Here is a 16518-nt window from a genome sequence, read left to right as displayed (position 1 = left end):
TTGTGGTGACGTCGGAGTCAGAGCATGACCATGCAGCCGCCGTCGATCACCAGCGTGTCGCCGGTGTGGAACGAAGACGCGTCGCTGGCGAGGTAGGCGGCGATCCCTTCGAAGTCGGCGCCGTAGCCGGGACGCGGGATGGCGTTCTTGATCAGCATGAACTTGTCCAGCGGGCTCAGTTCACCCTCGCCGGTCATGCCGGTCTTGACGTAGCCAGGAGCGATGGAATTGGCGCGGATGCCGTACCTGCCGAATTCCACCGCCATCGAGCGCACGATCGCCCCCATGGCGCCCTTCGATCCCGCGTAGGAGGGTTTGCCCGCCAGGCCCTTGTACATCGAAAGGCTGCCGCAGAAGACCAGCGAGCCGCCGGGTTCGCCCGCCTCCGCACGCTTGACCATCAGCCGCGCACCCTCGAGCAGCGTGTAGTAGGCCCCATTGAGGCTGACCTCGAGGAAGTCCCGGAACTCCTTGCTCGGCAGGTCCAGCATCGAGCGGGTCTGCGGCGGCGGCAGGCCGGCATTCGCGATCACGCAGTCCAGGCGGCCGAACTCCCGCATCACCGCCGCGTAGCCCTCCACGATCTGCGTCTCGGATGCGACGTCGACCCGGTGGACGGTGACCGGGACACCGAAGGCCTCCAGCTCCTTCTTCGCGGCCGCGTTCTTCTCCTCGTTGCGTGCCCAGATCGCTACGCTGCCGCCCTGCCGGGCGATGCCACGGGCAAAGCTCAGACCCAGGCCGCTGTTGCCGCCGGTGACGACCGTGACCTTGCCGCTCAGATCGAAAAGACCGTTTGTCATGAATGCCCCTGCGATGTCCTTGTGTGCCGGGCCGTCGGCCCGGCGAGTCCGCAGCTAGTTTCAGACAGCCCGGGAGCGGGTCACAACGGCGAGCGATGTCGACATCGGGACACAATCAATGTCCCGGGACACCCCGCAGCCCTTCTGTGGCCCGTCACAGGCAATCCGGCCAGATCCCATCCTCTCCCCCTACGATGAGGGAGGGTCGAAAACCGCCTGAAATCGCTAGGCTTGCATCACTCCTGGGCCGTGATCGCCCGCGGCAGTTCTCCTCCACCTGAACCCTTTCAGGTGATTGCGGGGCGCAGGCGAGAGCCCGGGCCCCGCTTTTTTTGAGTGGCCCGGCAGCAGCTGGGATGCCGGCCTGCGGCCCACGCGCGGACCGGCCGGCCTCCCCGATCCGGTAGGGGCATTGCGCGGCATTCGCCGCTAGGCTGCAGGCCTACCCCAGCAAAGAGCCCGATGTCGATGGAATTCCCCGACCGCTCCGTCCGGCTGGTCGCCGATATCGGCGGCAGCACCGCGCGCTTCGCGCTGCTCGATCCCGGCAGCGGCACTCCGCAGCGCGGCGCCGAACTGGCCACTGCCTCCCACGCGACGCTGGCCGACGCGGTTGAAACCTACCTGGGGCAGCAGGGTGAACTGCGCCCCAGCGAAGCCGTGATCGCCATCGCCAATCCGGTGCTCGGCGACCAGGTCAGCATGACCAACCATCACTGGTCGTTCTCGGTGGAGGCGACCCGGCAGCGCCTGGGCCTGCGGCGCCTGCTGGTGATCAACGACTTCACTGCGCTGGCCCTGTCCCTGCCCCGGCTGTCTCCCGCGGAGCTGCAGCAGGTCGGCGGCCAGTCACCGCTGCACGGACCCATGGCCCTGCTGGGTCCCGGCACCGGCCTGGGGGTTTCAGGCCTGGTGCCGGCGGGCGCCGGACAATGGCTGCCGATCTGCGGTGAGGGTGGGCATGCCACCCTGGCCACGACCAATGCCCGCGAAGCCGACATCGTCGCCGCCTGCCGCGAACTGCATGGTCATGTCTCCGCCGAGCGCCTGCTTTCCGGCGTGGGGCTGCCCTGCCTGCATCGCGCCATCGCCACCCTGGGTCGCAGCGACACCACCGCGCTCACGCCCGCCGAGATCGTCACCCGCGGCATTGCCGGTGACGATGCTGCATGTGCCGAAACGCTGGCCGTGTTCTGCAGCCTGCTCGGCGGCTTTGCGGGCAACCTCGCGCTGACCCTGGGCGCACGCGGTGGGGTCTATATCGGCGGCGGCATCGTGCCCAGGCTCGGAGAGTACTTCGCGCGTTCGGCGTTCCGCGCACGCTTCGAGTCCAAGGGGCGCTTCTGCGGCTATCTCGCGCCACTGCCGGTCTACGTCATCCATGCCCTGCATCCGGCACTGCGCGGTGCCGCTGCCGCGCTGGATCACCCTCTGGAACTCGGCGTCGACGCGCGCGGAACCTGAAGGGCGGGTCCATGGAGGGCATGAACTGCCGGATTCTCATCCGGCTAGAAGCTTCCGCCGACGCGAACCAGGAAGCTGCGCGGCTGATTGCGTGAAATAGCGCGCCGTCATCTCGCCGAACTGCGGCGGTGCCGGCACGTAGCGTATGGCGCCATTGAGCGCCGAGGCGCCGAACAATGTGCCCTGCGGCCCCTTCAGGATCTCGACGCTCTGCAGGTCGAAGGGATTCGGGTCCAGCGCCACCACCGGCACGTAGGAGTCGACGAAGGAGATGTTGCCGAACAGCACGCCCGTGGTGAGGTTGGTGCCGGTCTCCGCGGCGATGCCGCGGATGGTGATGCGGGGAATGCCGAGATCGGCGGTCAAGTTGACGCCGGGCACCAGCTTGACGATGTCCTCCACCCCCTGGATGCCGCGCCGCTCGAGTTCCTCGGCCGAGACCGAAACGATACTGGCGGGAATCTCGCTGAGGGCCTTGTCGCGCTTGGTCGCGGTGACCACGATCTCCTCGATCTGCGCATGCTGCGGCCCCGGCGCGGCCTTGGGCGCGGGTTCCGGGTCCTGCCCTCCCTGTCAGAAGTTGCCGCTGAGCCGAAGCGTGTACGCCCTGGGCCGGATGTAGGTTACGTCGACATAGCCGCCGCCCTGGAACTGGTTGGCCACGCCACGCTCGTCCAGTGCGTTGTTGACCAGGAAGGAAACCTCCGGCAGCCAGCGCAACGACGGGTTGGCGACGCCGAACTGCAGGTCCAGCTGCTGGAAGTCGAAGATCGCCTGCTTCTGGTCATCCTCGAGGCTGGAATAGGCCTTGCCGAGAAAGCTGTGGGTCACCGAGGCATTCAGGTCCCAGCCGCCGACATTCCCCATGTAGCCCAGCGTTGCCGCGGTCTGCAGATGCGGCGCGAACGGCCATTCCTGGCCGGGTGCCACCGTGCTGCCGTCCTGGGCGAGGAAAGGCTTTGTCGTCACCGTGTCGGTCCATGAACCCGAGACGCTGAGCATGAAGCCGTAGGGCAGAAGGGTCTGCAGCGCCATCTCGACGCCCTGGCTTTCCACGCCACCGGCATTGTCGATGTAGGAGGTCAGGCCGTTGTTGCCGAGCTGGAACACCTGCGGGTCCTTCCAGTCGGTGAAGAAGCCGGTGATGTCGAAGTGCATGGCGCCACCGAACCAGTCGGTACGCAAGCCGGCTTCGTAGCTCCAGATCGTGTCGGACTTGAAGAAATCCGGCGGCGGGCGGGCGAGCGGTACCAACTGATAGCCTGGCTGGATGCCGCCGGCGCGAAAGCCCTTGGAAGCGCCGCCATAGACGATGATGCTGTCGCTGGCATGCCACAGCAGCGAGACCTTGGGATTGAAGCCCTGCTCTTCCAGTTCGCCGTCGATTCCCAGCTCCGACCGGCCCGACGCCAGGATCAGCAGCCCAGTCTGCCGGACCGACCCTCCCGAGGTGGTGCGGTACAGGCGTCCGCCGACGCTCAGTTCGACGCTGTCGCCGAGGCGGCGCGTGATGTCGCCGAACAGCGCCATTTCGCGTATCTCTGCGTCGGTCCTGATGCGAGCCAGGACCAACGAGCCATCTTCGGCGATCAGGTCTCCGGCGCCCGGATAGAGCCGGTCGATGAGGTCGTAGAGCAGCGGCGGCAGGCCGTTGAGCCCGCCGGGCAGTTCCACCGACGCACGCAGCTCGGGCTGCGACTCGATCTCCTGGCGCCAGCCGAAAGCGCCCACCGCCCAACTCCATGGCGAGCCGGAGTCGTCGGTGGAGACCAGGCGCAGTTCCTGCCCCAGGGTCTTGGACTCCGACTGGTCCGGCTGCGATGCACGTAGCGGCGTCTGGCCGCCGCCGGGCAGGCGCGAAGAGGCATCGAAGAAGCCATTGGAGCGCTTGCGCACATAGGAGGTATCGCTGACGAACTCGGCCCAGTCGAAGCGGCGCTTGATCACCAGGTCGGCAAAATCGTAGTCGACATGCGCCGTGCTGTGGCGCGGCCGGTTATCGGTACTGAGACGGCCGTCGAGATTGTCGGCGATGGGAAAATCGGCTTGATCTGTCTTCTGGTAGGCGTAGGTCAGCGCCGTGTCCCAGTCGTCATTCGGCCGCCATCCCAGGATGGCGCGCATGCCCTGCTGGTCCAGGCGGTTGACGTCGTCGCCAAGCTGGCTGTTGTCGATGTAGCCCGGCGATTCGCGATCGAAGCCCATGATACGCAGGGCCGCTTTTTCGCCGAAGAACGGAATGTTGACTGCGGCACCGTAGATCGGCCCCGCATCGCCCTGGTCGATGCTGGTGTACTGGACGAAGTACTTGCTCTGCCACTCGCCGAACTTCGGCGGCTCAGGCACGTAGCGGATCGCACCGTTGAGCGCGCCCGCGCCGAACAGCGTGCCCTGCGGCCCCTTGAGCACCTCCACCGACTTCAGGTCGAAGGGATTGGGATCCAGTGCCGCACGCGGCAGGTAGGCGTCGGTGAAGGACACATCGCCGAACAGCACGCCAGTGGTCGAATTGGTCGCCGCGGACGCGGCGATGCCGCGGATCGTCACGCGCGTCGCGCCCTCGCTGGGGGTGTTGACGGTGACACCGGGCACCAGGCGCGAGATGTCTTCCACGCCCTGGATGCCTTGCTTCTCGAGATCCGCACCATTGAGCGCCGTGATCGCGGCCGGGATTTCACGCAGGGACTGCTCGCGCTTGGTCGCGGTGACCACGATCTCTTCGATCTGGGCATGCTGCGGCGGCGCCTTCAGCCCCGCCGGAACCTCGTCCGGCGACGCATCGACAGGAATTGTCGGCAACTCCGTGAACGCTGCCGACTCCTGCGCAGCAGCGGCAGCGGCGGGGGGCGCCTCGGCAGGGGGCGCGGCCTCGCCCGAGCCCTCATCGGCCAGCAGGTCGGCGAGCGCATCCTCCTCCGCGCCGGAATCGGGCGCCGCTGTCGTCGCTGGCGCGGCGGGCTCCTGCGCCGCCGCCTGCGACGACAGCCCCGTCAGGCACAAGCCCACCGCCGAGACCAGCAGAGGGGCCAGGCCCATGCCGCTTTTGATCCGATTGCAGCGATACGATTTCCTGTTCACTACCTCACCTCCAGTCACCAGACTGCGCTACGCCCTTTGCCGAGGCCATGGGGCACCCGCGGGTCTGATGTGAAGGCTACAAGTGCCGTCCCGCGAAAAAGCCTCCCCTTCCGGGGGGCATGGGGGAAGGCCGCAAGACGGCCCGGAACACTTTGCGAACTCTAGGGCCTGTCATCCTTGCGCGCCGCTGCGCGGCAGGGCTGGTACGGCAGGCTGCCGCAGGGCGGCGGCAGGCCCTCGGCGACGATACCGGGCACCACCGGCAGGGACAGTTCGAAGGGCTGTTCCCGCGAGTGGTAGAAGGTGTTGAAGCCGGGCAGCGGCAGGCCGATCAGGCCCCAGCCCGGTGTCTGCACCGGATTGGGCGCCATCACCAGCAGCTCGATGGCATGCCCGGCACGCGCGACATGCGCGACCGGCGGAATCGACATGCGGAACTCGTAGACCTGTCCCGGCACCAGCGGCTCGGAACGATCATGCGGATGGAACACCCGCTGCGGTGTGGAGCGTCCCGGGTCAACGGCGCGCCGCGAAGCACGAAGGTAGCCGCGCTGCAGGTAGGTCACATCGCCGTTGGGCGCCACATCGGACAGCATCACCACGAAATCGGTATCGGCCTGGTCGCTGCTGGCATGGAAGCGCAGCTGAGGGGCGCCCAGGATGGCGCTGTCCTGCGCCATGGCCGGAGACCGGTAGCGCAGCGAGGCCCAGGGATTGGCGGCCGTCGAGAACTGCGGGTTGTCAATCGGGAACTCGGTACCCGAAGGATAGAAGTAGCGGCGCGGCGCGCTGCCCTCGCCCTGTGCCGGTGCTTCCTTGTCCATGCGTCCGTCGCCGCGCAGGAACCAGCGCTGCCACTGTGTTTGCGGCGCCGGCCAGTCGCTCAGCGTCCGGGTCCAGCCGGTTTTGGCCGGCACCGGGGCCGCATAGCCTTCCGTGCCGCTGATACGGGTGTCGAAATCCACGCGCACCCGCGGCTCGCGCTCCACGCCGTTGCGCTCGCCCTTGAGCCAGCGGTCCATCCAGCGCAGCACTTCGGCCTGGGCGGTAGAGTACTCGTAGGCCTCGTGGCCGCCATTGAGCACGAACAGGCGCTTGTGGCGTGCACCGAGACGCTCGAAGTTCCACAGCGCGCTGCTGCCCAGGGCGGGATCGGTCCAGCTCTGCACCATCAGCGTCGGCACCTTGATCGAGGGCGCGCGTTCCCAGGGGGATGACCAGCGGTAGAACTCGTCGTCCACGGGCAAGGCGCGGACGCGCTCGAACAGGCCATTGGGCCCGATCTTCGCGGCGGTGGCCTTGCAGGCCTCGTCACCGAGCCTGATGCGCTCGGCAGCGTAGAACGCCGAAGCGCCCGGCTGGTCACGGGTACTCCAGCCCGCCGCAAAGGCGGCATTGAAGAGACCGCCGGGATACCAGCCGTCATCGAACAGCCGGGCAATGCTGCCCCCCGGGGCAATCGCCGCCAGGTGCGGCGGCGCCAGCGAGGCGATGCCGTACTGCAGGATGCCGGGCTGGGAATTGCCCAGCAGCCCGACCTTGCCGCTGCTCCAGCCCTGCGCCGCCGCCCACTCGACCAGGGCGGCGCCGTCGCGGGCGTCGTGCGGCAGGTTGAAGGGCTCGAACCTGCCTTCCGAACAGCCGGTGCCGCGCACGCTGGCGCCGACGACGGCATAGCCCGCCCGTACCCAGGATTCCACAATGGTCCGAGGCGGCAATGCACCACCGCCGTAGACGTCGAACCACAGCACCGTGGGATAGCGACCCTTGGCCGCCGGCCGGTAAGCGACATAGGCCAGGCGCTGCCCTTCACTGCCCGGGGCATAGCCCAGTTCACGTGTTATCCCCTGAAGGGGCTCGTCGCGCAGCACGAGATCGGACGGCGCGGCCAAGGCAGCCTGCGTGAGGAACAGCAGGGGCAGCAGCATCCTGATTGCGAACATCGGTATGTCTCCCTTCAGGCTTTCGCAGTATCGGCGGCAGGTGCCGCAGAGGGCCGCCGGGTCCAGAAGCCCTCGATCGACTCCAGGCTGCGTCCCTTGGTCTCCGGCACCATGCGTGCGACGAACACCGCCGACAGCACGCTGACCACGGCGTAGAGCCAGTAGGTGAAGCCATGGTTGAACAGCGAGATCAGCCAACTGTTGCCGTCCAGCACCTTGAATGACCAGGTCACGGCCAGATTGGCCAGCCATTGCGCCGCCACGGCGATCGACAGTGCCTTGCCCTTGATCGAGTTGGGGAATATTTCCGCCAGCAGCACCCAGGTCACCGGCCCCCAGGACAGCGCGAACCCGGCGATGTACACCAGCACCGCCAGCAGCGCCGTGCTGCCGAGGGCCTGGACCTGGAAGCAGACCGCCAGCGCCGCCATCGCCAGGCCCATCTGCAGGCCACCGAGGATCAGCAGCGGCTTGCGCCCCCAGCGATCCACCGTGAAGATCGCGATCAGCGTCGCCAGCAGGTTCACGCTGCCGACCAGTACGGTCTGCAGCAGCGCGGTGTCGCCGGTCGCTCCCATGTTCTGGAAGATCGTCGGCGCGTAGTACAGCACCGCGTTGATGCCGACCGCTTGCTGCAGCACCGACAGCATGATGCCGACCACCAGCACCTTGCCGCCGAAGCTCAGCAACGGCTGCGTGCGCTCCACCAGGCTGTCGCGAATTTCCGCCAGTGTGCGCGCACCCTCCTCGGCACCGTTGAGACGCTGCAGCAGCCCCTGGGCCTCTGCTTCGCGGCCGCGGAAGACCAGCGAGCGCGGCGTATCGGGCACCGCCATCAGCAGGGCCAGGAACAGGCCGGCCGGCAAGGCAGCGGACGCGAACATCCAGCGCCAGCCGGACGCATGCAGCCACGCGCTGTCGCCCTGGCGGGCGATCCACCAGTTGACGAAGTACACCAGCACGATGCCGATGACGATCGCCATCTGGTTGCAGGACACCAGGCGGCCGCGTGCCTCGCGCGGCGCAATCTCGGCGATGTACAGCGGCGACACCATCGACGCCAGTCCGATGCCGATTCCCCCCAGGATGCGGTAGAGGATGAAGGGCAGCAGCGCATCCGGCCCCATCGCGCCGATGGCGCCCAGGCCCAGTTCCGGCAGGGCCGATCCCACCGAGGACACCAGGAACAGCGCCGCCGCCAGGATCAGCGCCGCGCGCCGCCCGTAGCGGGTGCTCACGGCGCCCGAGATCATCGCACCGAGGATGCAGCCGAACAGCGCACTGGAGACGGTGAAGCCCGCCAGGCTGTTGGCGGCGGTTTCACCCAGGCCCTGCGGCGCGATGAAGTAGGCGTCGATCGCACCGACCGCACCCGAGATCACCGCCGTGTCGTAGCCGAACAGCAGGCCGCCGAGTGTCGCCACCAGCGTCAGCCGCGTCACCAGACCCGAATCATTGCCGGACATATTTCTCCCCTGCTTTCTGAACCTGAATGCCGCCCCGAGGCGGATAGCGCTCCAGCAGCGCGCGTGTCACGCCGTTGGTCCAGCCGAAACCATCCTGCAGCGGGTATTCGCCGCCACCACCCGGCACGTGGGCATCGAGGTCGTACTTCTCCACCAGCCGTCCTTCCTTGCGCCAGGACGTCTCTACCGTATGCAGCCAGCGGCGGCCGATCTCCGCGGCCAGCGCGTGTTCGCCGTAGGCCTCCAGGCCCTCCACCGCGACCCACTGCAGTGGCGCCCAGCCGTTGGGGCGGTCCCACTGCTGCGTCGTGCGCTGCGTGGTGGTCGCCAGTCCCCCGCGCGCCAGCAGCTGCCGCCGCACCGTGTGGGCCACGCCCTGCGCCTGCGCCTGCGTGGCGGCACCCGTGAACAAGGGATACAGCGTCGCCGCGCTGAGGCGCCCGGTGCGGCGGCCGCTCTGCCACCATGCATCGAGAAAGGCCTGCGCCCGGGCGTCCCAGAGGTGCCGGTCCATGGCGATGCGCCGCTGCCGGGCGCGTGCCGTGTATTCGTCGACGCAGGCGACATCCACGACCACGGCGCAGCCCTGGGCAATGGCCTGCTCCAGGCCGTGCAGCAGGGCGTTGAGATCCACCGGGACGATCGCGGTGGTCTCAATGCTGTCGAGGCGCTGCGGATCGGCGAGCCAGCGCGAGCTGAAATCCCAGCCGCTTTCGGCCGCGGCGCGCAGGTCGCGGTACAGGCCCGCGCTGTCGCGCTTCGCGGTGCGCGCCAGCAGCACGTCCTCTCGCCAGGACTCGTCGCGCGGTGCTGCAAGGTCGTCCCAGTAGCGGTTGAGCAGGCTGCCGTCGCTCATGCGCACGACGCGGCGCCAGGCCGTGCCCGGCGCCAGGCCGGCCTCGCCGTCCATCCAGAAGCGATGCTCGGCGCGCAGGGCCTGCAGCTGGCCGGCATAGGCGCGCGCCGGATCCTGCGGCGACAACAGGCCCACCATCCGGTAGAAGAACGGTGGCTGCGAACGGCTCAGGTAGTAGCTGCGCGTACCGTTGGGGATATGGCCGTAGCGCGAGATCAGGCCGGCGAACCCCTCCACCATGTCCGCGGCGATGTCGCCATGCCCGTCCCGTACCAGGCCCAGCAAGCTGAAGTAGCTGTCCCAGTAGTAGATCTCGCGGAAACGTCCGCCCGGCACGACCTGCGGCTGGTCGAACGGCAGCTGCGAAGAGCCGGCCTGCGGCAGCTGTGGGCCGCGCAGCAGCGCCGGCCACAGGGCAGCGATGTGCCCGGCCAGCGAAGTCGCATGCAGGGCCGGCGGCGCGGCACCATCGACTGGCGGCAGGAAATGCCGTTCCACGAAGTTGCGCAGCGCCGCATCGTCCGGCGCTTCCTTCCGGTAGGCCTCGAGGATGCGTTCCGGCGCCATGCGCGGCTCGGCATCGGCGAAGGTCTTGCTGTCGGCAAACAGCTGCCGCATCTGCACGCGCTCGTACAGGCCCGGATACTGTTCCGACGGCCGCGCCGCCATCGCCGACAGCGGCACCAGCACCAGCGCGAAAAGGAACGCGGCGTCTCTCTTCAGGGCGATCCTCACGGCGCAACGCAGCTGAAGCTGCTGGCGAGATGGGCACTGCCCTTGCCGCTCCAGCGTGCCACCTGCGGATAGGGGCACAGTGGCCGGGTCCGCTTCAGCTCGGTCTTCTGCGGCGCCAGGATGCCCTTGATGTCGTTCTCGTACTTGCTGGCGACAACCGGGCCAGGCGCTGTTCCCTGCTCCACCCAGGCCTCCACCGCCGCCGCGAAATTGCTGTGCGGATCATTGCCGCCGCCCGGGCCGAACTGGCCGAAGGCGTTGGGACCGGGGCCGCCGCCGCAGTGCTGCACGCCCGGCGCCATGTAGAGCCGCACGAAGCCATCGCTGCGCGCGGCCCCCATCCTTGCGCGCACGCTCTCGTAGTAGTCCACCGTGCGGCGCGGCGCCAGCGCGCCATCGGACCAGCCGTGGTACAGGATCAGCTTGCCGCCGCGGGCCTCGAATCGGCCCAGGTCCGGGTCCACCGCGTCGAGGATCGCGCCCAGCCGCTCCTGCATCACGCGGCGGTCACGCTGGAATTCGAAGCGCTCGTTGTCCCACTCCGGGTCGCCGTAGACCAGGTAGCGGAAGAAGGCCGTGCTGAAGCTGTACTGCGCCGGCTCGCGACGCCAGGTCCCGGTGGTCCAGTCCTGCCAGTTGTGTCCCAGTTCTCCGCCGGGCTCGTAGCCGCGGTGCGGCTGGCCCAGATGAGACCCGCCGGGGCCGGCGTAGATCAGGCGCAGCGATTCCGCCTGCGGCGCCGTCAGGCAATCGTCGCTTTCCTTGCCCTTGCACAGCAGCACCGCGGGATCGAAACGGCAGTTGCGCGGATCGTCGACCACGCCGTCGACCAGCCCGTCGATCGCATCACAGGACTTCAGCACCGCGTCCGCGATCGCCGGTAGCTTGGCCTTGCCGAGCATGGCACCGGGCTCGCGGCGCAGCTGCTGCTGGTTCCAGGCCATGGTCGACACCGCACCGCTGGCGTCGAAGGCCGGCGCGCCGGCGAGGATGCCGTCGTAGTCCTCGGGATAGCGCTGCGCCTCCATCAGCGCCTGACGCCCGCCGTTGGAGCAGCTGCTGAAGTAGGAACGCTTCGGCGCCTCGCCGTAGTAGGCCTTGATCGTCGCCTTGGCCGCCACCGCCGCCTCATGCACGCCGCGATGACCATAGTCGATGATCTTTTCGGGATGGCCCAGCGCCCAGCGCCCGTCGGTATCCTTGCTCCTGTGTCCGGTATCGGTGGACAGCGAGGCATAGCCCGCCCTCAGGCCCAGCCCGAGGCTGATGGTGTCGATGAAGCCGGCAAAGCCGCCATTGCCGCTGGCGAACAGGCGGCCGTTCCAGCCCTCCGCCGGCAGCCACAGTTCGAAGCGGATGTCGGAGTCCGAGGTCGGGCGTACGGTACCGCTGACGCGGCAGGACGCCGGCACTTCGGCAAAGGGCAAGCCGAAGAACAGGTCCATCATCGAGAACTCGCTGCCGCCGCCCCGGGCTTTCGCCTCGAGGATCTCGGCAGCGCCGAAGCGCTGGCCTGCCAGGCCTTCGCAGGTCAGTGGCGTGGTGGCCGCAGTGGCGGCACCTGCCGCACAAACGCCTGCCGACACCAGGCTCCAGAAGTATCCCGGCTTCATTGCGATCTCCCCTTGCTTGCAATCCGTGTCCCGTCAGGCTTTTGTGAACCGTCTCAGCCAACGTGCCGCTTCTGTTCTTTCCAGTACGGCTCGCGCAGCACGGTCTTGAGCACCTTGCCGGTACCCGACAGCGGCAGCGTGTCGCGCACTTCGAGACTGCGCGGGCATTTGTAGCCGGCAATCAGGTCGCGGCAGTGCAGGCGTAGCTCCTCGGCCGTTGGCGCGGTCCTTTCCGGGCGGCAGACGATCACCGCGTGCACGGATTCTCCCCAACGCGCATCCGGCACCCCGATGACGGCGCAGGCGGCCACTGCCGGATGCTGTGCGATGGCGTTCTCCACCTCGGCCGAGTACACGTTCTCGCCGCCGCTGACGATCATGTCCTTGACGCGGTCCACCACGAAGATGAAACCGTCTTCGTCCATGTAGGCACCGTCGCCGGTGTGCAGCCAGCCGTTGCGCAGCGCGGCGGCGGTCTGCTCCGGCTTGCCCCAGTAGCCCTGCATCACGCCCGGGCCGCGTGCCGTGATTTCGCCGACGCTGCCGCGCGGCAGTTCGCAGCCGTCGGCGCCGGCGATCCGCACTTCCACGCAGGCGCAGGGCTGGCCGGCAGAACGCAGGCGGCCGTTGGCCAGGCCCGCGGCGTTGTGCTGCTCCGGCCCCAGGATGCTGATCAGCGGCGACATCTCGGTGAGGCCGTAGGCCTGCACGAAATCGACCTCCGGCAGGCGCTGCATCGCCCGTTCCAGCAGGGCCTCGTTGATCGGCGAGGCACCGTAGACGATGCGGCGCAAGGAACGCATGGCCTGCGCGTCGAGCTGCGGATGATCGACCAGCATCTGGATCATGGTCGGTACCAGCAGCACCACGGAAACCTGTTCCCGGGAAATCGCCGTGGCCACGGCCACCGGCTCGAAGCCGGTGACGATCACCTGGGTGCAACCGCGCAGCGTCGCCGCCAGCAGGAACATGCCGTCGGCGAGGTGGAACATCGGCGCCGCGTGCAGGGCCACCGAACCCGGCGGCGCGATCGTTTCCGTCGCCGTGGAGGCGCAGGCCCAGAGATTGGCGTGCGACAGCATCACACCCTTGGGAAAGCCGGTGGTGCCACCCGTATAGAAGATGCCGGCCAGGTCCTCGTTGCTGCGCATCGCGTCGGCCGCCGGCGCGTTCTCGGCGATCAGCTGTTCATGGGAGAACATGCCGCCGCGCGGCTCGCCGTCGCCGGCATAGATCACCGTGCGCAGGGCCTGCGAGCGTTCCGCCAGGGCGTCGGCCATCGGCGCGAAGGTTTCGTCCACCACCACCACCTGGGTCTGGCAATCGTCCAGGGAATAAGCGATCTCGCGCGGGCTCCAGCGGATGTTCAGCGGGTTGATCACCCCGCCTGCCCACCAGATCGCGTAGTACAGCTCCAGGTAACGATCGGAGTTCATCGCCAGCACGCCGACCCGGTCACCGGGCCGCACTCCGAGCTGCTGCAGGCCGCCGGCCAGCCGCGCCACGCGCTCCACCAGTTCGCCGTAGCTGCGGCGCCGGTCTCCGAACACCGTCGCCAGCCGCCCCGGATAGAGGCTGCGTGCACGATGCAATCCCTGCGTCAGGTAGGTTGTTGCCATGGTGCGCCACCGCTCCCCGGTTTGCCTTGAGTCGTGACGTTCAGGCTACGGAGGGCTGCCGGGAGCGTCCCCTCCCCGCTAGGGGGGCTGGTCGCTGGTGCCCCCCAAAGCTCCCCGGCTGGCGCTATTCTCGATCCGAGGAGACGAGCGCCCCAGGCGCCACACACGAGAGGCCAGGCCGAAAATGACCCCGGGCGATCTGCCCCTGATACGCACCAAGCTGGCGCCCCCGAGGGTGGGTAGCGCCCCCGTCAGCCGCGATGCCCTGCTGCAGCAGCTCGACGAGCGCCGCAGCCGCAGGCTGACCGTCGTGCTGGGGCCGGCCGGCTGCGGCAAGACCATGCTGCTGACGCAGTGGCGTCGCCAGCTGATCCTGCAGGGCGCAAAGGTGGCCTGGTACAACGCTGGCGTCGACGACAACGACATGCATATCGCCGCCTACATCGTGGAAAGCCTCCAGCAGTCGGGGCTGGTCATGGACAAGGAGGCCCTGCACGTCTACCTGCGGTCCGGCGGCAAGGCCTGGCGCTCACTGGTGGCCTCCCTGGTTAACGACATCGGCGACCAGGAAGGCGACGTCTACCTGGTGATCGACGACCTGCACCACATCTCCTCCTTCGGCGTGCTGAAACTGCTGGGCCATTGGCTGGCGATGGCGCCCGAGCGTTTTCACCTGGTGCTGGGCTCGCGCAACCGTCCGCCGCTGCCGCTCGCGCGTCTGCGCGCAGAGGACGATCTCACCGAGCTGCAGTTCTCCGAGCTGCGCTTCAGCCGCGACGAGACCCACCGCTTCCTGCAGGCCCAGGGTCTGCAGGGACTCAGCGCGGCACAGGAAAACCGCTTGCAGGAAATGACCGATGGCTGGGCCGCGGGCCTGCAGCTGCTGGCCTTCTCGCTGCGCAAGCAGAAGAATCCGGAGCAGTTCTTCGAGCGCCGGGGCCAGCGCTCGCTGTCGCGTGCCGACGCCCTGGAGGAGTACCTCGAAACGGCCGTGGTGGAACATCTGTCCGAGGCGGAGTTCAGCTTCCTGATGCGCATCTCCGTCTGCCGCCGTTTCAATCGCGAGCTCTGCGAGCTGCTGACCGGAGACCCGCGCACGGCCGAGCACCTGGCGCGATTCGAGAACGAAAACCTTTTCCTGATTCCGATCGACACCGCCGACACCGAGCCCTGGTACCGCTTCCATCGCCTGTTCGCCGGCTTCCTCAACAACCGCCTGCAGCGGATCGGAGAGGCCGAGGTGCGCAAGATCCATCACCTGGCAAGCCACTGGTTCGCCGGCAAGAACCTGCATACCGAGGCGATGCGCCATGCCACCCTGGCCGGCGACACCGACTTCGTCGTGCAGCTGATCGATCGCGCCGCCCGCCAGCTGGTCAGTAGCGCCAACTTCGCGGAACTGCTCAAGTGGTGCGACGCCGTTCCGCGCGAAAGCCTGCTCGGCCGTCTCAATGTCCTGCTCTGCGTCGCATGGGCGCAGCTGACCGGCAGCCGCGTCGAGAGCTTCGAGCGGACCATGGCCGACATCTCGCAGCACCCGGACGTCGCCCGTCCGGAGGTCGCCATCGAGGTGAAGATGCTGCGCGCCTACCACTTCATGCGGCAGGACGACACGGCATCCTGCCTGCAGATACTCGAGCCGATGATGCGCGAACCTCCGCCGCTCAACACTTTCCTGTCGCTGCTGCTGAGTACCGTCGCCAGCCTGGCGCTGGTGCACGCCAACCAGTTCGAAAGGGCCCGCGAGGTGGCGCGCCTGCGCCACCAGTTCGACATTCCCCGACGCCCTGACCACCCTCGCCCCCTGATCGACATCGTCAGCGGCTTCAGCCATCTGATCCAGGGCAACATCAACCTTGCCACCCCGGCGCTGCAGTCCTACATCGAGCATGCCCTGCAGCGTACCTCCCAGGGCGTCGATGCCGCAGGACTGTTTTCCGGCTACCTGGTGGATGCCCTCTACCAGTCCGGCCAGGTGGACCAGGCCCGGCAGTTCCTGGATCGCTACCTCGACCTGATCGATGCGGTCGGGCTCTCCGATGGCCTGCTGTTCTCCTATCGCGTGCGCGCACGGATCCAGCAGATGGATGGCGATTTCGAAGGCGCACGCGAAACGATGCTGCGCCTGGAGGAGTTGGGCTACCAGAGACGGCTGGACCGCATCGTCGCCTGGAGCCTCTGGGAACAGCTGGCCTTGTCGCTGCGAACCGATCAGAAAGTGCCGGCACGCGACCTGCTTGCCCGGCTCGAACGCCTCGGCGAGCGCTACCGCGATGCGCGTGGCTGCGCCTGGAGCGAAATCGGCATGGCCGTACTGCTGGCGCGGGTGATGGTGGCCTTTCTCCAGGACCCGGGCAACCCTGCCTGCCTGGCGGCCATCGACGCGGCGGACGCGGCCTCACAGCGCAACGGGCGCCTGCTGCCATCCACCAGCCTGGGCCTGCTGCGTGCGGTCGTCCTGCTGCGCAACGGACGCGAGGATGAGGCCGTGGAAACAGGCCGGCGCATGGTCGGCATCGCCGCCGACACCGGCATGATGCGCGTGCTGCCCGATGCCGGCACTGCCATGCTGCCGCTGATCGTGCGCCTGCTGCAGGACGAGGCCGATCCGCGCCGGCGCAGCCTGCTGGAAACGGCGCAGCGCGAACTCGACCCCAGCCTGTCCGGAACCGCATCAGCGGCAAGCCCTGCTTCAGCCGCCCTTGCCACGCAGGGTGCCCCCCCGCGCGGCCAGGTGGAGCTGCTCTCGGCGCGCGAACACGAGGTGCTGGCCCTGCTCGCCAAGGCCCTGTCGATCAAGAGCATCGCGCGCGCGCTGGGCTTGTCGCCCGGCACCGTCAAATGGCACCTGAAGAACATCTACGGCAAGCTCAGCGCCATTTCACGCGAGGACGCGCTGGCCAAGGCGCGGCAACTCCGGATACTGGCCTGACGCCGCGGC

General features: G+C 68.1%; 10 protein-coding genes. 2 read left to right on the top strand and 8 right to left on the bottom strand.

Annotation, left to right across the window (positions count from 1 at the left end; translation table 11 throughout):
• Window positions 1-17: 17 nt before the first annotated feature.
• The gene (locus D0B54_RS07740) at window positions 18-803 is read right to left on the bottom strand and encodes an SDR family NAD(P)-dependent oxidoreductase (RefSeq protein WP_117290769.1); all 786 of its coding nucleotides are present in this window, start codon (window positions 801-803) and stop codon (window positions 18-20) included.
• Window positions 804-1265: 462 nt separating this feature from the next.
• Between D0B54_RS07740 and D0B54_RS07735 the strand changes: the two genes are divergently transcribed.
• Entirely contained in the window at window positions 1266-2267 is a 1002-nt protein-coding gene (locus D0B54_RS07735; RefSeq protein WP_117290767.1) for a glucokinase, read from the top strand.
• A gap of 36 nt (window positions 2268-2303) precedes the next feature.
• On the opposite strand, the gene D0B54_RS07730 is transcribed toward D0B54_RS07735, so the two are convergent.
• From D0B54_RS07730 to D0B54_RS07700, 7 genes are all read right to left on the bottom strand, one after another.
• A complete protein-coding gene (locus tag D0B54_RS07730) occupies window positions 2304-2768 on the bottom strand; it encodes a TonB-dependent receptor plug domain-containing protein (protein WP_162932290.1) in 465 nt (154 codons plus the stop codon).
• 72 nt (window positions 2769-2840) lie between these two features.
• Window positions 2841-5303, bottom strand: coding sequence for a TonB-dependent receptor (locus D0B54_RS07725; RefSeq protein WP_117290763.1), 2463 nt, complete (start codon window positions 5301-5303; stop codon window positions 2841-2843).
• A 203-nt stretch (window positions 5304-5506) separates the two neighbouring features.
• Window positions 5507-7288 carry a CocE/NonD family hydrolase gene (locus D0B54_RS07720; protein ID WP_117290761.1) on the bottom strand — a complete coding sequence of 594 codons (1782 nt, stop codon included), beginning with the start codon at window positions 7286-7288 and terminating at the stop codon, window positions 5507-5509.
• Between the two features lie 14 nt (window positions 7289-7302).
• A complete protein-coding gene (gene xylE / locus D0B54_RS07715; protein WP_117290759.1) occupies window positions 7303-8754 on the bottom strand; it encodes a D-xylose transporter XylE in 1452 nt (483 codons plus the stop codon).
• A complete protein-coding gene (gene treF / locus D0B54_RS07710) occupies window positions 8741-10345 on the bottom strand; it encodes an alpha,alpha-trehalase TreF (protein ID WP_205527302.1) in 1605 nt (534 codons plus the stop codon). Before treF ends, xylE begins: the two co-directional genes overlap by 14 nt.
• Window positions 10342-11958: a tannase/feruloyl esterase family alpha/beta hydrolase gene (locus D0B54_RS07705; protein ID WP_117290757.1), complete on the bottom strand. Its 1617-nt coding sequence runs from the start codon at window positions 11956-11958 to the stop codon at window positions 10342-10344. The genes treF and D0B54_RS07705 overlap by 4 nt, the downstream gene beginning before the upstream one ends.
• 53 nt (window positions 11959-12011) lie before the next feature.
• The gene (locus D0B54_RS07700) at window positions 12012-13577 is read right to left on the bottom strand and encodes a long-chain-fatty-acid--CoA ligase (RefSeq protein WP_117290755.1); all 1566 of its coding nucleotides are present in this window, start codon (window positions 13575-13577) and stop codon (window positions 12012-12014) included.
• Between the two features lie 184 nt (window positions 13578-13761).
• Here D0B54_RS07700 and D0B54_RS07695 point away from each other — a divergent pair, with 184 nt between their 5' ends.
• A complete protein-coding gene (locus tag D0B54_RS07695; protein ID WP_117290753.1) occupies window positions 13762-16509 on the top strand; it encodes a LuxR C-terminal-related transcriptional regulator in 2748 nt (915 codons plus the stop codon).
• Window positions 16510-16518 lie beyond the last annotated feature (9 nt).

It is taken from the genome of Solimonas sp. K1W22B-7, assembly GCF_003428335.1.
In the GTDB taxonomy this organism is placed as follows: Bacteria; Pseudomonadota; Gammaproteobacteria; order Nevskiales; family Nevskiaceae; genus Solimonas_A.
This window is presented reverse-complemented; position numbering and strand designations above follow the sequence as displayed.